At 70.9% G+C, this 19,534-nt stretch carries 20 protein-coding genes; 5 read left to right on the top strand and 15 right to left on the bottom strand.

Going from position 1 to position 19,534, the window contains the following annotated elements:
* Positions 1–31: 31 nt before the first annotated feature.
* The gene (locus tag MMF94_RS02165) at positions 32–760 is read right to left on the bottom strand and encodes a GntR family transcriptional regulator (protein WP_241034333.1); all 729 of its coding nucleotides are present in this window, start codon (positions 758–760) and stop codon (positions 32–34) included.
* Positions 761–890: 130 nt separating this feature from the next.
* Positions 891–1,586 (bottom strand): hemerythrin domain-containing protein, encoded by a 696-nt coding sequence (locus tag MMF94_RS02160; RefSeq protein ID WP_241034332.1) that lies wholly within the window; start codon positions 1,584–1,586, stop codon positions 891–893.
* An 86-nt stretch (positions 1,587–1,672) separates the two neighbouring features.
* Between MMF94_RS02160 and MMF94_RS02155 the strand changes: the two genes are divergently transcribed.
* Positions 1,673–2,302, top strand: coding sequence for a TetR/AcrR family transcriptional regulator (locus tag MMF94_RS02155; RefSeq protein WP_241034331.1), 630 nt, complete (start codon positions 1,673–1,675; stop codon positions 2,300–2,302).
* On the opposite strand, the gene MMF94_RS02150 is transcribed toward MMF94_RS02155, so the two are convergent.
* Positions 2,233–3,828 carry an MDR family MFS transporter gene (locus tag MMF94_RS02150; RefSeq protein WP_343961999.1) on the bottom strand — a complete coding sequence of 532 codons (1,596 nt, stop codon included), beginning with the start codon at positions 3,826–3,828 and terminating at the stop codon, positions 2,233–2,235. The genes MMF94_RS02155 and MMF94_RS02150 overlap by 70 nt on opposite strands.
* Before the next feature lie 317 nt (positions 3,829–4,145).
* Here MMF94_RS02150 and MMF94_RS02145 point away from each other — a divergent pair, with 317 nt between their 5' ends.
* The gene (locus tag MMF94_RS02145) at positions 4,146–4,970 is read left to right on the top strand and encodes a transporter substrate-binding domain-containing protein (RefSeq protein WP_420852414.1); all 825 of its coding nucleotides are present in this window, start codon (positions 4,146–4,148) and stop codon (positions 4,968–4,970) included.
* A 3-nt stretch (positions 4,971–4,973) separates the two neighbouring features.
* On the opposite strand, the gene MMF94_RS02140 is transcribed toward MMF94_RS02145, so the two are convergent.
* The 8 genes from MMF94_RS02140 to MMF94_RS02105 form a co-directional block, all read right to left on the bottom strand.
* Complete coding sequence (locus MMF94_RS02140) at positions 4,974–5,963, bottom strand: alpha-ketoacid dehydrogenase subunit beta (RefSeq protein ID WP_241034329.1); 990 nt, start codon at positions 5,961–5,963, stop codon at positions 4,974–4,976.
* On the bottom strand, positions 5,960–6,937 hold the full coding sequence (locus MMF94_RS02135; protein WP_241034328.1) for a thiamine pyrophosphate-dependent dehydrogenase E1 component subunit alpha: 978 nt from the start codon (positions 6,935–6,937) through the stop codon (positions 5,960–5,962). The genes MMF94_RS02140 and MMF94_RS02135 overlap by 4 nt, the downstream gene beginning before the upstream one ends.
* 1 nt (position 6,938) lies before the next feature.
* Entirely contained in the window at positions 6,939–7,928 is a 990-nt protein-coding gene (locus MMF94_RS02130) for an alpha-ketoacid dehydrogenase subunit beta (protein WP_241034327.1), read from the bottom strand.
* A gap of 14 nt (positions 7,929–7,942) precedes the next feature.
* Positions 7,943–8,965, bottom strand: a complete 1,023-nt coding sequence (locus MMF94_RS02125) for a thiamine pyrophosphate-dependent dehydrogenase E1 component subunit alpha (protein ID WP_241034326.1) — start codon at positions 8,963–8,965, stop codon at positions 7,943–7,945.
* Positions 8,962–9,831: a sugar phosphate isomerase/epimerase family protein gene (locus tag MMF94_RS02120; protein ID WP_241034325.1), complete on the bottom strand. Its 870-nt coding sequence runs from the start codon at positions 9,829–9,831 to the stop codon at positions 8,962–8,964. The genes MMF94_RS02125 and MMF94_RS02120 overlap by 4 nt, the downstream gene beginning before the upstream one ends.
* Positions 9,828–11,159 carry a dihydrolipoamide acetyltransferase family protein gene (locus MMF94_RS02115; RefSeq protein ID WP_241034324.1) on the bottom strand — a complete coding sequence of 444 codons (1,332 nt, stop codon included), beginning with the start codon at positions 11,157–11,159 and terminating at the stop codon, positions 9,828–9,830. The genes MMF94_RS02120 and MMF94_RS02115 overlap by 4 nt, the downstream gene beginning before the upstream one ends.
* A 93-nt stretch (positions 11,160–11,252) precedes the next feature.
* A complete protein-coding gene (locus MMF94_RS02110; protein ID WP_241034323.1) occupies positions 11,253–12,869 on the bottom strand; it encodes an ABC transporter substrate-binding protein in 1,617 nt (538 codons plus the stop codon).
* Between the two features lie 102 nt (positions 12,870–12,971).
* The gene (locus MMF94_RS02105; protein ID WP_241034322.1) at positions 12,972–14,018 is read right to left on the bottom strand and encodes a helix-turn-helix domain-containing protein; all 1,047 of its coding nucleotides are present in this window, start codon (positions 14,016–14,018) and stop codon (positions 12,972–12,974) included.
* Positions 14,019–14,263: 245 nt separating this feature from the next.
* Between MMF94_RS02105 and MMF94_RS02100 the strand changes: the two genes are divergently transcribed.
* Both MMF94_RS02100 and MMF94_RS02095 read left to right on the top strand, forming a co-directional pair.
* Positions 14,264–14,635, top strand: a complete 372-nt coding sequence (locus MMF94_RS02100) for a nuclear transport factor 2 family protein (protein WP_241034321.1) — start codon at positions 14,264–14,266, stop codon at positions 14,633–14,635.
* Positions 14,636–14,782: 147 nt separating this feature from the next.
* The gene (locus MMF94_RS02095) at positions 14,783–15,787 is read left to right on the top strand and encodes a zinc-dependent alcohol dehydrogenase (RefSeq protein WP_241034320.1); all 1,005 of its coding nucleotides are present in this window, start codon (positions 14,783–14,785) and stop codon (positions 15,785–15,787) included.
* A gap of 3 nt (positions 15,788–15,790) precedes the next feature.
* On the opposite strand, the gene MMF94_RS02090 is transcribed toward MMF94_RS02095, so the two are convergent.
* On the bottom strand, positions 15,791–17,149 hold the full coding sequence (locus tag MMF94_RS02090; protein ID WP_241034319.1) for a carotenoid oxygenase family protein: 1,359 nt from the start codon (positions 17,147–17,149) through the stop codon (positions 15,791–15,793).
* Positions 17,150–17,244: 95 nt separating this feature from the next.
* On the opposite strand from MMF94_RS02090, the gene MMF94_RS02085 reads away from it, so the two are divergent.
* Positions 17,245–17,793: a PadR family transcriptional regulator gene (locus tag MMF94_RS02085; RefSeq protein WP_241034318.1), complete on the top strand. Its 549-nt coding sequence runs from the start codon at positions 17,245–17,247 to the stop codon at positions 17,791–17,793.
* Between the two features lie 93 nt (positions 17,794–17,886).
* Here the strand turns inward: MMF94_RS02085 and MMF94_RS02080 are convergent, their stop codons facing one another.
* From MMF94_RS02080 to MMF94_RS02070, 3 genes are all read right to left on the bottom strand, one after another.
* On the bottom strand, positions 17,887–18,648 hold the full coding sequence (locus MMF94_RS02080) for an SDR family oxidoreductase (protein ID WP_241034317.1): 762 nt from the start codon (positions 18,646–18,648) through the stop codon (positions 17,887–17,889).
* Positions 18,645–19,064: a hypothetical protein gene (locus tag MMF94_RS02075; RefSeq protein ID WP_241034316.1), complete on the bottom strand. Its 420-nt coding sequence runs from the start codon at positions 19,062–19,064 to the stop codon at positions 18,645–18,647. Before MMF94_RS02075 ends, MMF94_RS02080 begins: the two co-directional genes overlap by 4 nt.
* A gap of 78 nt (positions 19,065–19,142) precedes the next feature.
* Positions 19,143–19,508 (bottom strand): hypothetical protein, encoded by a 366-nt coding sequence (locus tag MMF94_RS02070; protein ID WP_241034315.1) that lies wholly within the window; start codon positions 19,506–19,508, stop codon positions 19,143–19,145.
* Between the last annotated feature and the right edge of the window lie 26 nt (positions 19,509–19,534).

Below are 19,534 nucleotides of genomic sequence, written 5' to 3'. Positions count from 1 at the left end.
GAGCCGAACAGCGACGGGGGAACGGAAGACGTCAGCGACTGGTGGCCAGCAGGGAGTGCGACGACGTGCGCACGGCCTCGATCCCGGCCCGGGCGGCGGCACGGACGTGCGACACCATGGCGTCGGCGGCGGCCTGTGCGTCCCTGTCCTCGACAGCCTCGACCAGCGCGCGCAGCTCGACCACCGCCTCCGGCGGCCGGCCGGGACCCGACGAGAGCGAGCTGGCCCGCAGCAGGCTCACCCGCGCGTGCAGCTGCGAGAGGCTCGCCCGCAACGCCGAGTTGCCGGCCCCGGCGAGCAGCAGCTCGTAGAGCACGTCCTTGGCCTTGAGCACGGCCAGCGTGCCCTCCTGCCGGTCGACCACGTTCTCGAGCTGGGTGAATGCCCGGCGCAGGGCCACCACCTGGGCGTCCGTGGCACGTTCGACGAACTTCTTGGCGAGGTGGCCTTCGAGGACCTCGCGGAGCTCGTAGAGCTCCTCGGCCTCCTCCGGGGAGAGGGAGACCACGATGGCGCCCTTCTGCGGGATGGTCTTGACCAGTCCCTCGGCCGCCAGCTCGCGCAGCACCTCCCGGATGGTGGTGCGGGAGACCCCGGTGAGGTCGATCAGCTCGCGCTCGATCAGACGCTGTCCGGGCGCGAAGCGGAAGGTCAGGATGGCCTCACGGAGGACGTCGAGCACCTGGCTGCGCAGGGGTGCGGCCACGCGGCCGATCTGCGCGGCGAGACTTGCCACCTGCCCGGTTCCCGCTTCAGTCACCCGCTCAGCGTACGGCATGATCGTCATACGGGAAGAGGATTCAGGCGCTGAAGGATCGGTCAAACCTCGCGGATCGGGCACATGCCCACTGTAACGCCGAGTGATCGGATCGCGCCGCCCCGGTTTCGGACTATCCCACGCCGAGCGCCCGTCGCCGTGAGCGGTACCGCGCCACCAGCACCGGACGCAGCCAGCGCACGGGTGCCGGGAAGTTGTGGGTCATGTGCTCGTAGCCGGGAGCGGGCTCCGGGTCGGCGAGCAGCCCGAGGACCAGGTCAGGACCAGACTTGGGCGCGGCCGCCACGATCGCGGCGCGCAGCCGTCGAATCCGGTCCGGGGAGACCTGCGGGAAGAGCGTGCGCAACACGGGCTCCTCGTCGTCGAGATGCGCGACGAGCGCGTCGTGACAGACCACCGCGGACGAGTGGCCCGTGAGCTCGGCGACATGACGTGCGGCGACCTGGCGGGCGGCAGCGTTTCCCGCGAGGGCACCGATCGCGTCGACGGCCTCGCCGAGGATCTTCAGCTCGGCGTCGAGCTCCTCGTGCTCGGCGGTGAGGCGGCTCAGGTCCTCGGCGGACGCGGGGAACAGCTCCCGGAGCAGCGGCCAGAACTGCTCGTCCTCGCCGTGGTGGTGATGATGCAGGAAGGCGGTGTGCCAGCGCGCCACGGCGACGAGGGTGCCCAGGTGGACGGGCCGGCCGGCCGCCAGCGCTCCCCAGGACTCCACGAGCAGCGCCGAGCCCCGCCGCAGGATCGTGTGCACGGCCAGCAGCTCGTCATACAACCGCAGGCCTTCGGCACGCTCGGGCGACGCGTTGATCAAGGAACCCTCCCCGGTTCGGCATGGCATCCACATTGAGGTGAGCACCTCTGCAACGAATACCGTACGCCTCACCGTAAAATGGGCACATGCCGCCGACCCGCCCCTACCGCTCCGTCCGAAGGGAGACCGAGGCAGCCGCGACCCGTCGCGACATCCTCATCGCGGCCCGTGAACTGTTCGCCGCTCACGGATACGCCCGCGTCACCGTGGCCGACATCGCCGGCCGGGCCCACACCGCGGTGAAGACGGTCTACGCGAGCGCGGGCACCAAGGCGGACATCCTCAGCGAGCTGCTGGCCGCGGCCGTGCACACGTCGGGGGCCGAGGAGACGCTCGCCGCGATCCTGGAGACCGACGACCTCGAGTCGGCGATGCGGCACCTCGCCCGCGGCACCCGGCGGGGCCAGGAGACGCACCGGGAGACGCTCGACATCCTGTTCTCCTCGATGGCGAGCCACGAGACGGCCGAGGACGTCTGGCGGCAGGCCACGGAGTACTACCGGGAGACGCTACGGCGGGTCGCCGAGCACCTCCACGGGCGCGGCCTGCTGGCCCCCGGCCTTGACGTCGCCGCGGCGGCGGACAGGCTGTGGTTCTGCTTCGGGCTCACCGCGTGGCGCACGCTCGTCAAGGACTGCGGGTGGTCCTATGACGAGGCCGAACGCTGGCTCGGCGAGCAGGCGGTCGGGATGCTGGGCGACTCCGCGCGCGGCTGAGCCTCCTCGACGAACAGCTGCTCCGTCCGGCGGGGCATCAGCGCAGTGGCCGCCACGGTCAGGATGCTGACCGCGAACATCACCACGAAGACCTGGTGCGTGGCGGCGTAGAGAACCTCGCGGACGAAAGCGTCGACCGGTGAGGCGGGATCGGGGTGCCCGTTCAGCACGAGGCTGGTGGCGTCGGCGCTCGGCGGCAACTGCCCGGCCACGGCCGCGGGCGGATGCGCGAAACGGTTGGCGAGAGTGGTGTTGGCGATCGCTCCGAACACCGCCACCCCGACGGCGCTGCCCATCGAGCGGTTGAACATGTTCGTGCCGGTCACCACTCCGCGCCGGCTCCACCCGACGGTCGACTGCACGGCCACCAGGGTGGGGACCGAGGAGAGGCCCAGGCCGATGCCGAGCACGAAGGCCGCGGCGGCGGCCTGCCACACCGTGGCCCCGATCGGCAGCAGGGCGACCAGCAGTGCTCCGGCGACGACGACGACGCTCCCGATCAGACCGGTGTCACGGAAGCCGAGCCGCATGTAGATGCGCCCGGCCTGCGAGGCCGAGAGGGGCCACCCGACGGTGAGCGCCCCCAGCGTCAGGCCGGCGACGAGCGCACCGGTGCCCATGACGCCCTCGGCGAAGGTGGGCAGGTAGGAGCTCATGCCGATCAGCAGGGCCCCGATGATCAGGGAGACGAGGTTGCCGCCCACCAGCGTGCGCCGGCTGAACACCCACAGCGGCACCACGGGCTCGGCGGCCCGCCGCTCCACGAACACGAAACCGATCAGCATCGCCGCGCTGGCGACGAAGATCAGCACGCTCGCGACCGAGCCCCATCGCCAGGCCACGCCGCCTTCCAGGAGCCCGAGGATCAGCAGCGAGCAGCCGAGGGTGAGCAGCGTGGCGCCCAGGTAGTCGATGCGGTGCTTGCGTCGCTGGACGCTCTCGGTGAACTTCAGGACCAGCATCACCATGGCGACCGCACCGACCGGGACGTTGACGAAGAAGATCCACCGCCACGTCAAGTACTCGGCGAAGATCCCGCCGAGAGTCGGGCCGATCACGGACGCGACGGCCCACACGCTGGCGAGGTAACCCTGCACCTTCGCCCGTTCCTCCACCGTGTACTGGTCACCGACCATGGTCATGCTGATCGGCAGGACCGCACCGGCTCCGATCCCTTGGATGGCGCGCGAGATGATCAGCACCGGCATGCTCCACGCCGCGCCACAGAGCACCGAGCCGAGCAGGAACACCGCGATGCCGAAGAGCATCACCGGCTTGCGGCCCAGCACGTCGGCGAACTTGCCGTACAGCGGGACGGTCACGGCCTGGGTGAGCAGGTAGATCGAGAACAGCCAGGGGAACTGCTCGAAGCCGCCGAGGTCGTTGACGATCGAGGGGACCGCCGTGGCGATGATCGTGCTGTCGAGCGCCACGAGAGCCGTGCTCAGCATCACCGCGATGAGGACCGGTCCGCGCTCCGAGCGGAAGCCGACCGTCTTCGAACCGGAAGGGACCACATTGGTCACTGCTGGAGCTCCTCGGAGGAGAGTCGGAGAACAGCAAGCTCGTAAGCGCTCGCCCGTAGTTGGCAATGCTACCTATTTTACGCCGCAGTACCGTTGTCCCCAGCGCTAGTGGCGGGACACACCCCCGCTCGGATCATTGCGACGATCGCACTCGTCCCAGCCATTTCCGGCGCCGCCCGATTGGTCCGTTGCACGGACAAGTGGCCGATGTCACAGCCAGCGGATTCCCAGGTGCGGACCCCGCGGATACAACGCGGCCGTCATTGCATCGTCAGCCAATACGGCCGGGCCGCCGATCTGCTGGTAGGTGTCGGTCCATGAGAAGCCCGTGGCGTATCGGCGCGCTCGGCGCGGCGGCAGTGATCATCGCGTTGCTCGGCGCAGCCTGCTCGGCTGCGCCGGCCGCAGCACCACCTGCACAGGCTCCGAATCTGAACGCGATCGTCCAGCACGGCACGGTGCGGGTGTGCAGCACCGGGGACTACCGCCCGTTCACCTACCGCGATCCGCAGGGGCAATGGAGCGGAATCGACATCGACATGGCCCAGGACATGGCGAAACGACTGGGCGTCACATTGGACGTCGTCCAGACGACGTGGGGCACGATGATGAAGGATCTGGGCACCCGCTGCGACATGGCGATGGGCGGAATCACCGTCACCCTCGACCGGGCGCAGCACGCGCTCTACAGCGCCCCCTACCTGCGTGACGGCAAGGCGGCCATCGTTCGCTGCGCCGACAGCTCGAAGTATCGGACGCTCGCCGACATCGACCGGCCGGGGGTGCGGGTCGTCGTGAACCCGGACGGCACGAACGCCGATTTCGACAAAGCGAACATCCACCACGCCACCATCGAGAACTACCCGGACAACAACACCATCTTCGGTCAGGTCATCGCGAACAAGGCAGATGCCATGTTCACCGATGCCAGCGAGATCAGGTGGGAGACGAAGGCGAACCCACAACTCTGCGGGGAAAGCATCGACCATCCCTTCACTTTCGAGCAGAAGGCCTATCTGATCCCGCAGAGCGACCCGGCCCTGCAGCAATGGGTCGACCAGTGGCTGAACATTGCGCAGAACGACGGCACGTACGCCGCGATCAGCCAGAAGTGGACGGGTCAGGTGATCAGCGCCACGTGAGGCCTAACCGCTGCGGCCGAGCGTCGCGAGCACGGCCGCGCGTACCTCCGCCGCACCCGGCAGGTACGCGTCCTCCAGCGGCGGGCTGACCGGGATCGGCTGGAACGGCGCGCCGACCCGTTCGATCGGGGCGTCGAGATCGTCGAACCCGGCGTGCTGCACTGCGGCGGCGATCTCGGCTCCGAACCCGCCGTGCTGCACGGCCTCGTGGGCCACGACCAGCCGGTTGGTGCGCCCGACCGACTCCAGGATGGTCTCCAGGTCGAGCGGCACGAGCGTGCGCGGGTCGATCACCTCGACCTCGATGCCCTCGGCAGCGAGTTCCTCGGCAGCGGCGAGGGCCTCGTGGACGAGCCGCGACAGCGCAACCACGGTGACGTCACGGCCGGGGCGCAGGATCGCCGCCTTCCCGATCGGCACCGGCTCGATGTGCACCGGCACGGTCTCCTTGCGGAAGTACAGCGTCTTGTTCTCGACCACCACCACAGGCCCGGGGTCGGCGATCGCGCTGGCCAGTAGCCCTGCCGCGTCGACGGCCCGGCTGGGCATCACCACCGTCAGGCCCGGGACGTGGGTCAGCCAGCTCTCCATGCTCTGGGAGTGCTGCGCCCCCGAGCGGTGACCCGCGCCGCCCTGCGTACGCAGCACCATCGGGACGGTCAGCTGGCCGCCGGACATGAAGTGCGCCTTCGCGGCCTGGTTGACCAGCTGGTCCAGCGCGAGGGTGATGAAGTCGATGTACATGATCTCGAGCACCGGCCGCAGGCCCGACTGCGCCGCCCCGACGGCGATCCCGCAGATCGTGGCCTCGCTGATGGGGGTGTCGAGCACGCGCTCGATGCCGAACTCGTCGGCGAGCCCGGCCGTCGTCGTGAACGGCCCGCCCGCCGTGACGTCCTCGCCGATCACGAACACGCTCGGGTCGACGCGCATGGCGTCACCGATCGCGCCGGCGACCGCCGCGGCGTAGGTCGTCTCGTGCGTGTCACTCATGACATACCTCCGGGCCGCACCAGCGACGCCGCCAGCGCCTCATCGGGGAACGGACTGCGCCGGGCCGCCTCGACGGCCTCGTCCACCTCGGCCCGCGCGGCCGCCTCCAGCTCCGCCGGGTCGCCCTCGGCGAGCCAGCCGTCCGCGGCGCCCTGACGCTGCAGCCGCAGGATCGGGTCCTTCTCCTGCCACTCGGCCTTCGAGACGGCCTCGCGGTAGCGGTCCGGGTCACCCTCGTAGTGCCCGCGCAGCCGGTGCGTGAGGCATTCCAGCAGCGCGGGCCCCTCCCCCGCCCGGACGGCCGCGAGCATGCGCCCGAAGACCGTCCAGACCGAGGCGAGCTCGTTGCCGTCCACCGTCTCACGTGGCAGCTCGTACGGGGCGACGACGTCGCTCACGCGCTCCACGTTGGTGTGCGACGAACGTGGGCTGAACTCGGCGAAGCCGTTGTTCTCGCACACGAAGACCACGGGCAGCTTCCACAGCGTCGCGATGTTGATCGACTCGTTGAACTGCCCGGCCTGCACCGCGCCGTCGCCGAAGAACACCACGGCGACGGCGTCGCTGCCACGCATCCGGGCAGCGAGCGCGCTGCCCAGCGCCATCGGGATGTTGCCGCCGACCACACCGGTGGCGCCGAGCAGCCCGTGCTCGACGTCCACCAGGTGCATCGACCCGCCGAGCCCCTTGCACAGCCCGTCGACCCGGCCCATCAGCTCGGCCAGCACCGCAGGGAGCGGCGCGCCCTTGGCCAGGGCGTGCCCGTGCGCGCGGTGCCCGCTGTAGACGGCGTCGTCGTCGCGCAGCTGACCGCAGACGGCGGCGGCCACGCCCTCCTGCCCGACGGACAGGTGGATGAGGCCGTGTACCTCCCCCGCCCGCTTGAGCTGCCCGACGCGCTCCTCCATGGCCCGGATCCGCCACATGAGGCGCAGGGCGTCCCGGAGCTGCTCCGGGCTCGGCGTTCCGTTCACGTCAGGCCACGACTCCCGCTCCGAGCACCTTCCGGACCGCGGTGACGATCTTGTTCTCGTCCGGGAGGATGTAGTCCTCCATCGGCTTCGAGTACGGGATCGACGCGTCCAGGGCCGTGACCTGCACGATCGGCGCCCGCAGCGACGAGAACCCGTGCTCGGCCACCTCCGCGGCGATCACGGACGACACCGACGAGTGCCGGGTCGCCTGGTCGACGAGTACGAGCCGGCCGGTCTTGGCCACCGACTCCAGCACCGTGGCGGTGTCCAGCGGGGCGATCGTGCGCGGGTCGATCACCTCGGCGCTCACCCCCTCGGCGGCGAGCTGCTCGGCCGCACGCAGGGCGTGGCCGACGGTCCAGCCGGTGGCCACGAGCGTGACGTCGGCGCCCTCGCGGCGGACGACCGCCTGGCCGAAGGGCACGAGGTGCTCGCCCTCGGGCACGGGGCCGCTCTCGAGGGTGAGCAGGTAGTGGTGCAGGAACAGCACCGGGTTGTCGTCGCGGATCGCCGTGGCCATCAGGCCCTTGGCGTCGGCGGGGGTGGCCGGGAGCGCGACCTTGAGCCCCGGCACGCCCATGAACATCCCATAGATCGAGCCGGTGTGCTGGCCCGCCCATCCCGCCGTGAAGCCGTAGCCGGCCTTGAGCACGAGGGGCGCGGTGACCCGGCCGCCGCTCATGTAGTGGAACCGGTTGGCCTCGTTGACCACCTGGTCCATCGCGACCAGCAGGAACTCGGCCATCGTGCAGTCGACCACCGGCCGCTTGCCGGCGAGCGCCGCACCGGCGGCCATGCCGATCTCGGCCGTCTCGGAGATCGGTGTCACACGCACGCGGCCGTCGCCGAACGCCTGGATGAACGGGTCCTCGGGGTTGTTGCCGACGCTCTGCCCGAACAGCACGACGTCCTCGTCGCGTGCCATCTCCTGATGAATCGCCTCCATGATCGCGGCGATGTAGGTGATCTCGCGGGTCGTCTCACTCGTCATGGGTGGACTCCTCCTCAGGCGTGGACGTAGGCGAGCGCCTCGTGGGGCTCGGGGTAGGGGCTCTCGAGTCCGAACTCGACGGCGCGCTGCATCTCGGCCTGGGCCGCCTCGATGATCTCGGTGGCGCGCTCGGCGGTGAGTGCCCCGGTCTCGACGAGGTGGGCACGCAGCCGCGGGATCGGGTCGCCGCGCTTGGCGGCCTCGTACTCCTCCACGGCGCCGTACTTCGAGATGGCCTCGTGCTCCGGGTAGTGCAGCGGCACCCCGGGCGGGGCGATCGAGTTGCCGTGCGCCGACAGCCGGTAGACGCGCGACTCGATCAGCGTCGGCCCGTCGCCTGCACGCGCCCGCGCCACCGCGGCCGACACGGCCTCGTGCACGGCGAGCACGTCCGAGCCGTCGATGGTGACACCGGGGATCGAGTAGGCCTTCGCCTTCATCGACAGCGGCTCGCCCGCCGCCGCGTTGGCGTCCTCCTGCTCGGTGCGCACCGTCGCGGAGAAGCTGTTGTTCTCCATGATGAAGATGACCGGCAGCTTCCAGACCGCTGCGATGTTCAGCGACTCGTGGAAGGCGCCCTGCTTGGACGCGCCGTCGCCGAAGAACGTGAGCACCACTTCGCCGCGCCCGCGCAGCTGGGCCGCGTAGGCCGCGCCTGTTCCCTGCGGGATGTTCTGGCCGACGATCCCGGAGGTTCCCAGGAAGCCGCGGTCCGGGTCGGCGAGGTGCATCGAGCCGCCGTAGCCCTTGCACGTGCCGGTGGACCGGCCGTAGATCTCCGCCATCATCGCGGCGGTGTCGCTGCCCAGGGCGATCGGGTAGCCGTGGCAGCGGTAGGTGGCCATCAGCTGGTCACCGTCGCCGATCGCGGCGATCGACCCGACGATCGACGCCTCCGCGCCGTCGGCGAGGTGGGTGTGCCCCCGGATCACGCCGGGGTGCTCGGCGAAGGTGCGCTTGACCCGCTCCTCGAACTCGCGGATGCGCACCATCTGCGTGTAGAGCTCGACGAGCCGTTCTGATGGGAGGCCGCTCACGGCTTCAACCCCTTCTCGATCTGGTCGACGGCCGTGTCGACGGTCCGCTGGAACATCTCCGGCATGGGCAGCTCCCGGAGCGCGTCGGACAGCACCTCGACGCCCCACGGGCCCGTGTAGCCGATGTCGGCGAGCACCCGGACGTAGCCGGGGATGTCGAACTCACCCTCGCCCGGCAGGCGCCGGAACCGGGTGGTCTCCTGGCTGTGGTCGGGCATGTTCTCCTGCATGCCGTCCGACAGCTCGACGTAGGTCATGTACTCCGGCGGGATGGCACGCAGCTCGTCGGGCGCGATGTGCATCTTGCCGAGGTGCCAGGTGTCGATCGCGATGCCGCCGTTGGGGGCAGCCGCTCCGCCCACGATCCGCAGCACTGCCTCCAGCGACGCGGCGTTGATGTCGAAGGGCATCAGCTCGTAGGTCAGCGGCGCGCCGTGCCGGTTCGCGGCATCGGCGCACAGCTCGCCGAACGCCTCGGTGAGCCGCTCGACGGTCGCCGGCGAGCGTGCCAGGTTCCCGATCTTGATGTGGTGGGCGTCGAGCGCCGCTGCGGCCTCGAACAGCAGGTCGCGCTGGCCGTCGGACGCGACGCGCTTCTCGTCGCCCGGCGGGACGAACCAGTCGTTGAGGAACTCCAGCTCGAGGTCCCGCAGCCCGCTGTCGTCGAAGATCTGCTTGATCTCCGCCAGGCTGTAGCGCTCGAGCAGGTGCTCCAGGTCGGTGTGCCAGATCCCCAGGCCGCTCATGCCCACGCGCTTGGCCTCGGCGCAGCGGTCGGGCCAGTCGAAAAGGCTCCATTCGCGGCCGGTCCGGATCTGGACGGGACCGGCAGTGGTCCAGTAGGCACCCAGGATGTCGACGCTCATGCACTCTCCTCACTCGTCGTCGGGTGGTCGAGCAGCAATGCGAGCGGCCGTTCCAGCAGCTCGACGAGGCGGCGCAGGAACCGCGCCGACTCCGCCCCGTCGAGCACGCGGTGGTCGCTGGTGAGGGTGAGCGTGAGGATCGGGCGGGCGTGGAGCTCGCCGCCGACCTCGCGCGGCAGCCGCCGCAGTGCGCCGACCGCGAGGATCGCCGCCTGTGGCGGGTTGATCACCGCTTCGAAGACGGTGACGCCGAACATGCCCAGGTTGGACACCGTGAACGTGGCGCCCTCCAGGTCGGCCGGGCCGATCTGGCCTCCGCGGGCCAGGTCGGCCAGCTCACGGGTGCGCACGGCGATGGAGGTGAGCGAGCGGGCGTCGACGTCGGTGATCGTCGGCACCAGCAGCGCGTCGGTCGCGTTTACGGCGACACCGATGTTGACGCGCCCGAACATCGCGACCGTGCCCTCGCGGTAGGAGGCGTTGACCCGCGGATGCTCGCGCAGCGCCCGGCCGCAGGCCGCCACGACGAGGTCGGTGACCGTCGGGACGACCGTGCCCTCCCCCAGCTCGGCGATGCCGGCACGCAGCTCCAGAGCCCGGGTCATGTCGGCCTCGGCGGTGAGCGGGAAGGACGGAACGGTGCGGGCCGACTCGCTCATGCGGTCGGCCGTCAGCTGCCGGGCCCGCGAGAGCGGGACGACCGTGACCGGCCCGCGCAGGTCGGCACCGTTCTCGCGCGCCACTGCCGCAGGGGCCGGCCGAGTGTCCACCGTCGACAGCGGGGCGCCCGCCGGGGCTAGAGTCGGTGGGGCGGCTCCGTTCGCCGCCGCGCCTTCCGGTTTCCGGGCCGACGCCACGGCCTCGATGTCCGCGCGCACGATCCGTCCGCCGGGCCCGGTCCCCTGCACGTCGGCGAGGTCGACGCCGAGCTCCTTCGCCCGGCGCCGGGCCAGCGGGGATGTCGGGATCCGCCGCACCGACGGTGGTGTGGCAGGCGCAGGGTCCGCGGTCACCGCTGCGGCGGGCGCCGCGGGGGCGGCAGCCTGCTGCACCGCGCCGGTCGCGGCGGCTGTGCCGCCCACTGTGCCGCCCACCCGCGCGATCACCGCGCCGACCGGGAGCGTCGCGCCCTCCTCGGCCAGGATCTCGAGGATCCCGCCCGCGTCGGCCTCGAAGCTCACCATCGCCTTGTCGGTCTCGATCTCCGCCAGCTCGTCGCCGCGTTCGACCTCGGCGCCCGAGGCGTGGAGCCACCGGACGATCGTGCCCTCCGACATCGACTCCGACAGGCGGGGCATCCGCACCTCGAGCCCACTGTCGGCACTCATCGCGTGCCCTCGCTCATGGCCGACGACTTGCTCGCAAGCTCGCTCACTGCCCGTCCCTCATCCGCTCTCCCCTTGCGCGGTCGCGCCCGTCCGTCACCGGTCCAGCCAGAGCGACCCGTAGAACAGGTCGCGCGAGAGGTACCGGTCCACGCCCTTGACGTCGGGCTTGGTGATCGTCGAGAGGTAGCTGCGGCTCATCCACGCCACCGCGATGTCCTGGTTGGACAGCAGCTCCACCTGCTGGTAGTCCTTCGCGCGCTTCGCGGCGTCGGTGGTGGCGCCCGCTTCGTCGAGCAGCCGGTCGACCGCGGGGTTGGAGTACTTCCCGTAGTTGACGTTGCCGTCGGAGCGCAGCAACCGCGCGGCCCCCGGGTAGGGGTAGTCGAAGGTGTTGACCCAGCTGATCAGGTTGAAGTCGCCGCTCTGGATCACCCGCGAGGTGAACTCGGCGAGGTCGTAGAACCGCAGTTCGACGGTGATGCCGACAGCGGCCATCTGCGCCTGCACGAACTCGCCGAGCGAGACCTCACTGCGGCTGGTGCTGAAGGCGAAGGACGCCTTGCCGCCGGAGGCGACATAGTCCTGGACGAGCTGCTTGGCCTTCTCCGGGTCGTAGGCCGGCCAGGCCGCGGAGGCCTCCGGGCTGTGGTACGGGCTGTCGTCCTGGAAGAGGCCGTCGGCGCCGATCAGCTGGCCCATGTACTGGCTCGCACCGAGTGCGTTCAGATCGACCGCCCGAACCACGGCCTCACGCATGCGCCGGTCGTCGAACGGCTTCTGCTGGAAGTTGAAGTAGAAGAAGAAACCGCCGTTACCCGGCCCGTAGTAGACCTTCATGTTCGGGTTGGCGAACGCGCGCACCAGCTCGTTGTTGTACCCGCCGTAGATCATGTCGACGTCGCCGTTCTGCATCGTCGAGTAGCGGGTCTCGGTGTCGGGCAGCGGCCGGAACTCGATCGAGTCGAGATAGGGCTGCCCCGTGCGCCAGTAGTTCGGGTTCTTCTTCAGGATCATCTTGTTGTCGCGGATCCAGCTGTCCATCACGAACGGGCCGGCACCGACCGGGTGGTTCGCGATGTCGTCGCCGTACTGAGCGATCGCGGCGGGCGAGACGATCATTCCGAGCGACCCGGCGTTGAACGCCTGCGCGAAGAAGACGGGGAAGTCGCCGAGTGGCGCCTTGAGCGTGAACTCGACGGTCAGCGGGTCGACCGCGCGCATCGACGCGATCTGGTCGGCGTACGCGTGGGCGGGCGAGGTCGGCTTGTCGATGTGGCGCTGGGTGTTGATGATCACCGCGTCGGCGTCGAGCGCGGTGCCGTCGGAGAACTTGACGCCCTCCCGGAGACCGAGCCGCCAGGTCAGGCCGTTGTCGGCCGTGTCGATCGAGGACGCCATCCACGGCTGCACGGTGCCGTCCGGCCCGATCCGGAACAGCAGGTCGTAGATCGCCTGGGCGGCGACGTTGCCGTTCTGCCGGGCCGGGTCGAAGCTGACGATCTCCCGGTCGTTGCCGATGATCAGGTTTCCGCCGGACTTGGGCGTCCCCTCCGCCGCGAGATCAGCACCGTAGGGGTCCAGCTGGCGCACTCTCGTGGCGTCGTCCGCGGCGCCCCGCGTGTTCGCGCCCACCGCGCCGCACGCGGCGATCAGCGTCGCGCACAACACCGCGGAGACAGCCGCTACGACCCGGGTCGATCGCAACCGCATCGTCCACTCTCCTCGTCACATTTCGGCGGCCCCCCGGCTCCGCGGTACGAGGAGGAAGCCTGGATCCCGGCTATCGGGTCAGGCCATCGGCTGCGCGCCGGATTACTTGCCGATCCGCGCAGTGGTGCGCACGCCTCCGGTCGCCGCACGCCGGACATCACGCGGGGCCATCCCGTACTCGCGCTTGAACGCGTGCGAGAAATGGGTGGCGTCGGAGAATCCCCAGCGGAAGGCGATCTCGGTGATCGAGCCCGCCGTCGGTTCCGCGAGGTCCTCGCGGCAGCGCGCCAGCCGGGCGCGCCGCACCAGCGCGGCCACCGACTCGTCGGTGTCCTCGAACACGGCGTGCAGGGTGCGCAGCGACACCGAGAGCGCCCTGGCGATCGACTCCGGCCCGAGTGCCTGATCGGTGAGGTTGGCACGCACGTAGCGGCGGGCGCGGGCGCGCAGGGCCTCGCGGCGGGCCGTGCGGGCCTGCGGAAGCTCGGGTTCCACCACCGCCCGCAACAGTTCCAGCACGACGTCCGCCGCGGCGGTGGCCGTGCGCTCGTCCAGGCCGGGCAGCTCCGCGGCGAGCGCGTTGACATAGCGCACGAGTAAGCGGGTGCCGGGGCGCTCGGCGAGCCACGGCAGCGACTCGACTTCGGCGAAGCGTGGGCTGACGGCGTGCACCATCTCCTTGGGGAAGATGAGCGTGCGCTTCGTGAACGGCTCGACGACCTCCACGCCCACGGCGCGCGACCCGTCCCACATGCCGACGGCGCCTGCCTCCAGCACGTGCTGCTGCGTGCGCGAGCGGACCACACGCTCGGCGCCGCGGATCACCATCTGCAACCCGATCGAGTCCTCGCCCGTGCCGCCCATCACGGACGTGCTGCGCTGCCCCGCGAACGGCGTGCAGACGCAGTCGACCAGGTGCAGCGCCCCCAGCCGGTGCCGCTGCACCGTGCCGGCGAACCCCCGAGCATCGGACTCGGGCAACCGCACGTCGAACGCCACGTGCGTGGCCGCGAGGACGTCCTCCCACTCGGCCTGTCGATCGGCCTGTCGATCAGCGCCGCCCTGTGGCCCGCCGCCGACCTGCCAGCGCTCGCCCGCGGCTGGCCCGTAGCCAGCCGGCATCGACTCGTCCGATGACAAGGCAGTCATTGCCCCGCCCCTCTCTCTGCACCATCGCGTGCCGGCGCTACGCCCGATCTGCCGGCTCCCCGCCAGACTGACCCACCGCCCGAACGTGTTCAACCACCCGGGGGTCGCTCATCTCTACCGGGCGGATCGACTTGGCGATACGTGCAGGCCAACATGTCGCTCAGCGCATACCCTTGTGCGGCGCGCCCACACCCCTGTCGTGACCATCACAGCGGCCGAGCGGGGAGATCCTTAGCATTCAACGAATGACGCAGTCCCCCACGAGGGTGCTGGACCGCTACATCGGCCTCGCCGACAAGGTGATCGCGGATCCGAGCGCCGTGGACGAGCTGGTCGCCCTCTTCGCGCCCGACGCCGTGGTGCAGCTCGACGACACGCCTGTCACGGGCCCCGCCATCCGCGAGATGTACTGCGAGTTCGTGGCGGCGCACGCCGAGAGCCGGCACTTCTGGAACACCACGGTGCTCCCCGACGGGACGGAGCGCGCGACCTGGGTGGTCGCCGCCCGGATGGCCGACGGCTCCCTGATGACGGCGGCCGGCGTGGAGCACGCACGGCTCGACGATGACGGTCGGATCGTCGAGCTGCGAAACGAGTACACCCGCCGGCCCGGCTGATCTCGCCGGCCTGGTTCTGCGCGCACCGCTTCCTGCCGATTCGCGCGCGTCGGCGCCCGAAGCCCGGGCCGGGGCCTAGCATCCCCGACCGGGAATCGACCAAAGGGGGCCGACATGCTCGCCGGGGTGTTCAGGGGTGCAGGGCGGATGCCGCTCGAGGAGGTGCCCGACCCGGTCGCCGGGCCTCGGGACGTCGTGCTCGATGTGCGCGCGTGCGGCGTCTGCGGATCCGACCTGCACGCGTTCCGGTCGGGCCAGCACACCCGCGACGGGCAGATCATGGGCCACGAGTTCGCGGGTGCCGTGCTCGACGTCGGGCCCGAGGTCGACGGCATCGCGGTCGGCGATCGGCTCACCGGCCTGCCCATCCAGCCGTGCGGACGCTGCCGCCGCTGCCTCGCAGGCGCCCGGCACCTGTGCGAGGTCTGGACCACCCGCAGCATCGCCTTCGGCCTGCCCGGCGCGTTCGCACAGCGGCTGCGCATCCCCGACGCCGTACTCGGCGGCAACGTGCACCGGCTCCCCGACAACGCCGAGTTCACCGACGGCGCCCTGATCGAACCGACCGCGGTGGCCGCCCACGCCGTCCGGCAGGCGCAGCCGCAGGTCGGTGAGCCCGCGGTGGTGCTCGGACTCGGCACGATCGGGCTCCAGGTCGGCCAGATCCTGCTGGCCGCGGGCGCCGGGCCCGTCATCGGGGTGGATCTCTCCCCGCTGCGGCGCGAGGTGGGCGCCCGCCTCGGCATGGTCACCCTCGACGGCGCAGGCGGGCTCGACGCCGTCCGCGACGGGCTTCGTGAGCACCTCGGCGAGCGTGAGGTGGCGCTCGTCGTCGAGGCAAGCGGTGCGGCGCCCCTGGTGGCACACGCGGTCGACCTCGTCCGCCCGCGCGGCACCATCGTGCTCGTCGCGCTCTACCACCACCGGGCCGAGCTCGACGCGATGCTCGCCGTGCAGCGCGAGATCACGCTGCGCGGCAGTGCGAACGTCACCTCGGAGGACTTCCGCGAGGCCCTCACGCTGCTCGGCCAGGGCCGGGTGCGGATGCAGCCGCTGATCACCCACCGGCTGCCCCTCGAACACGTCGAGGAGGCGTTCCGCACCCAGGCCGACGCCGTGGGCTCGGTCAAGGTGATGGTCACCCAGGACTGAGCCCTAGGCGGCAGGGTCGGGGATCCACGACCCGTGGAAGCCTGCGGGAACCCCGCGCGGCAGGGTGACCGCGGCGACGGGCTCACCCGCGACGTCCGTGGCGTCGAGCACGAGCAACTGCGACGCGCTGCCGTCACGGCGGGTGGTGATCGAGACCAGCCACCCGTCGTCCTCCGCCCGGTCGGCGCCGCTCGCAGGCACGAACACGGCCTCGCCAGGGACCACGTCCGGCCCCAGCTCGTGGGCGGTCGTCGTGCCGAGCTGCCCGTCGAACCGCACGATGGCGGTGCCGGCGCCCGAGTCGGCCACGGCGTAGAGGTAGCGCGAGGGACGCCCGACGCGATCGTCGTCCACGGTGGGGAACTCGACGCCGCGCTCGTCGAGCTCGGCGACGGTCGCCGTGCCCGTGGCGGGATCGAGGGTGAACCGGCTCATCCGGGAGATGCCGGTGACGGCGGCCGCCGCTGCCGGGCCCGCGGGTTGGTGCTCGGCACTGATGCCTTCCCACAGGTTCGCGATGGCGTCGCGGCTGTAGCGGGCCAGGTCGAGCACGATCCGGCCGGTCGGGTCCTCGTGGGCGTTGCCGACGTGGAAGACGTAGCACGGGTCGATCTCGAACCAGCGCACCTCACCGGGCCGCGCGAGCGGCATGACACCCAGCCGGGCGCCGTACTCGTCGTCCCACGCGAAGGGCATCCCCGGCCGCGGCCGGAACGTCATGGGGAGATCGAGGAAGATCGCATGGTTCTCGGTGATGGCGAAGTCGTGCATCATCGTCGGCCCTGGCACCTCGATCGGCGCGCTCTGCACGAGCTGCCCATCGGCGGAGAGCCGGTGGTAGGTGACGTAGGGCGGCATCACGCCGTAGCCGAAGAAGTGCAGCTCGCCGGTGACCGGGTCGACCTTGGGGTGGGCGGTCATCGCCGTGGTGAGCTTGCCGCCGAAGTCGACGGGGCCCACGGTGTCCAGCTCGCCGGTGACCTCGTACGGGAAGCCGCTCTCTACCAGGGCCAGGATCCGGCCGGAGTGCTCGATCACGTGCGTGTTGGCGTGCACCGCCGTGCGGTCGATCGTGCCGTCCTCGTGGATGTAGCGCTTGCCTGCGAGAGCGCCCGTGCGCACCCACCGGTTGCGGTACCACTCGGCCCGCCCGTCCCGCAGCCGGATGCCGTGGAGCATGCCGTGGCCGCCGAACCAGTGCCCGGGATCCTCCCCCGGGAGCGGGTTCGGGCCGTTGCGTAGGTAGCGACCGGTGAGCTCGGGCGGCAGTGCGCCCGAGACCGGCAGCTCGTATGCCTCGATCTCGTCGGCAACCGGAGCCATGTGGCCGGTCAGGTAGAGCGGGACGGTGCCCGTGGTCATCGTGTGCCCCTTTCGTCGTGAACGGGACCGACTCTGACATCCCGGCAGCGACATGTCAATGATGACATGTCGAATCTGGAATGTAGGGTTGCGGCATGTCCCTGTCGCACGCCCTGCTCGGGCTGCTTGCCGTCGAGCCGGCCAGCGGCTATGCGCTCACGAAGTCCTTCGAGCTCTCCCTCGGCCGCTACGCATGGCACGCCGGTCACACGAGCATCTATCCGGAACTGGGCCGCCTCGCGGAGCGCGGCCTGGTGGAGGTGACGTCCGAGGGAGCGCGCGGCAGCCGTACCTACGCGGTCACCCCCGCCGGACGCGAGGAGCTGCGCTCCTGGCTGCTGCAGCCGCCCAAGCAGAGCGGGAAGGTGCGCAACGAGGAGGTGCTGCGGATGTTCCTGCTGTCGGCGCTCGACCCCGCCGACGCCAAGATCGTGCTCGGCCACGTCGCGGAGAGCACCGCTGCCGCCGCTGCCGGGCTGCGCGAGATCCGGGCAGCACACGAAGGCTCGTCCTTCCGCGGACCCGAGGGCTTCGGACAGCTGGCCGCCGAGTTCGGCCTGCGCCAGTACGAGGCCGTGCACGAGTGGGCCGTCTGGGCGATGGCCCAGCTGGAAGGAGACCAAACGACGAACTCACCGGCCTAACCCGCAGCTTGAGGCCGCCGCGCATACCTCGTGGCCACCGCACACATGTCCGACCGTGTGCACGGTGGCCACGAGGTGTGTGCCGTCGGGGGCTTACGGGCGTTGCGTCAGGTAGGCCGTGAAGGTTGTGCCCGCCACCGCGTTTCCGGGCGCCAGGTTGGCGCCCGCGCGGTAGGCACGTATCGCCGCCCCGGGGAACCTGACCGGGAGGACGGGCCGGCGGCCGCCCCGCACCCGCTGGTAGTGCGCCGCCAGCACGCGCAGCTCGTGGACCTCGGGGCCGCCGATGTCGGCCACGCGACCGGCCGGGGCGCCGTCGGCGAGACAGGCGAGCCGAGTGGCCACGTCGCGGACGTCCACCGGCTGCACCCGGACGCCCAACGGCACCACGATCACCGGCGAGCGGCGCTGCAGGTCGAGCAACCATGCGACGAGGTCGTGGAACTGCGTGGCGCGCTGCACCGTCCACGGCAGTCCTGAGCTCGCCAGCAGCCGTTCCGCCTCCAGCTTGGCCCGGTAGTAGAAGATCGGGATCCGGTCGACCCCGACGATCGACACGTACACGATGTGTGGCCACCCGGCCGATTGCGCTGCGGCGACCACGTTGCGCGTCAGCTCGACATCTCGCGGACCGTAGGTCGTGGCGCACTGGACGACGACCGCCGCCCCGGCGACCGCGACGTCGGCGGCGTCGCGGCGGCGCAGGTCGGCCCGCACGAACTCCGCGCCCGCAGGCAAGCCGTCCGGGTTCTGCCTGCGGCTCACCACCCGCACCGGGCGGCCCGCCGCCACGAGTCGCTCGACCACCCGCCGGCCGAGCGTGCCGGTCCCACCCGTCACGACGACCAGGCTCACCGCGCCGTCCGCTCCCGCGGGCGCAGGCTGCGTATCCGGACGACGAGGGCCGCCAGGGCGAGCAGCGCCACGATCCCGAGGAGCCAGGGGTCGGAGCTGCGGCCGCCCAGGTCGAGGTCGATGGCGTGGTTCAGCGCGTGCAGCGCGTTGGTGAACACCGCACCCACCAGCACCACGGTGAGCACGTCCCGCCACCAGAGCGCGCCGAGCAGCATCACCCCGATCCCCATCTGGAACACGCCGGCGTCGTGCAGGAAGTGCTCGTGCTCCGGCCAGTTGGTGAACGCGGCGAACGAGGCGGGCGCCACCCAGCACCAGATCCCGGCCACCAGCATCCCCAGCGCGACGAACATGACGACACCAACCACGAGACGGTCCGCCGCCGGCGTCCCCCGTCGCTCTTGCACCTCGGTCATCACTTCTCCTCCCCGTACCTCACGGACGCGGCCCACCCCAGTGGACGGGAGAAGACGCAGAAACGTGACAAACCAGGCTCAGTGCGGCAGCAGGTGCAGAACCAGCGCGACGGCCAGCGCTGCGGAGAGCGCGACGTCGACGATCGCCGTGGTTCTGATCTTCGGTCCGGGAGCGGCCCGAGCGAGGACTACGAACGCGAGCATGCTGACCAGGCCTGCGACCATGGCCGGCGCCCGCCAGCCCGGCACGAACGCCGCCCCGACCAGTGCGGCACCGAGCAGCCCGAGCAGCAACGCCCGGTGGCGCATCAGCACCAGCAGGTCCGGATCGGCCATCGTGAGGCCGTAGAGCCGGGCGAGCCGCCCGGCCCCCGCGACGCCGATGACCGGCAGCCCGTTGATCAGACCCGCAACCAGCAGGATGACGACGACGGCGATCTCCACACCCGGAGACCTTCACGGTCTCCGTG

Origin of the sequence: Pseudonocardia alaniniphila (assembly GCF_022524485.1) — a bacterium.
Classification (GTDB): domain Bacteria; phylum Actinomycetota; class Actinomycetes; order Mycobacteriales; family Pseudonocardiaceae; genus Pseudonocardia; species Pseudonocardia alaniniphila.
The sequence above is the reverse complement of the archived record's forward strand: the minus strand, read 5'-3'. Positions and strand labels throughout refer to the sequence as shown.

What these genes read in the sequence shown, in the direction of transcription:
- MMF94_RS02130 (WP_241034327.1), bottom strand. Translation starts at nt 7,928, where the DNA reads ATGACGAGTGAGACGACCCGCGAGATCACCTACATCGCCGCGATCATG.
- MMF94_RS02115 (WP_241034324.1), bottom strand. Translation starts at nt 11,159, where the DNA reads ATGAGTGCCGACAGTGGGCTCGAGGTGCGGATGCCCCGCCTGTCGGAG.
- MMF94_RS02120 (WP_241034325.1), bottom strand. Translation starts at nt 9,831, where the DNA reads ATGAGCGTCGACATCCTGGGTGCCTACTGGACCACTGCCGGTCCCGTC.
- MMF94_RS02085 (WP_241034318.1), top strand. Translation starts at nt 17,245, where the DNA reads ATGTCCCTGTCGCACGCCCTGCTCGGGCTGCTTGCCGTCGAGCCGGCC.
- MMF94_RS02105 (WP_241034322.1), bottom strand. Translation starts at nt 14,018, where the DNA reads ATGACTGCCTTGTCATCGGACGAGTCGATGCCGGCTGGCTACGGGCCA.
- MMF94_RS02095 (WP_241034320.1), top strand. Translation starts at nt 14,783, where the DNA reads ATGCCGCTCGAGGAGGTGCCCGACCCGGTCGCCGGGCCTCGGGACGTC.
- MMF94_RS02100 (WP_241034321.1), top strand. Translation starts at nt 14,264, where the DNA reads ATGACGCAGTCCCCCACGAGGGTGCTGGACCGCTACATCGGCCTCGCC.
- MMF94_RS02145 (WP_420852414.1), top strand. Translation starts at nt 4,146, where the DNA reads ATGAGAAGCCCGTGGCGTATCGGCGCGCTCGGCGCGGCGGCAGTGATC.
- MMF94_RS02075 (WP_241034316.1), bottom strand. Translation starts at nt 19,064, where the DNA reads ATGACCGAGGTGCAAGAGCGACGGGGGACGCCGGCGGCGGACCGTCTC.
- MMF94_RS02155 (WP_241034331.1), top strand. Translation starts at nt 1,673, where the DNA reads ATGCCGCCGACCCGCCCCTACCGCTCCGTCCGAAGGGAGACCGAGGCA.
- MMF94_RS02090 (WP_241034319.1), bottom strand. Translation starts at nt 17,149, where the DNA reads ATGACCACGGGCACCGTCCCGCTCTACCTGACCGGCCACATGGCTCCG.
- MMF94_RS02140 (WP_241034329.1), bottom strand. Translation starts at nt 5,963, where the DNA reads ATGAGTGACACGCACGAGACGACCTACGCCGCGGCGGTCGCCGGCGCG.
- MMF94_RS02110 (WP_241034323.1), bottom strand. Translation starts at nt 12,869, where the DNA reads ATGCGGTTGCGATCGACCCGGGTCGTAGCGGCTGTCTCCGCGGTGTTG.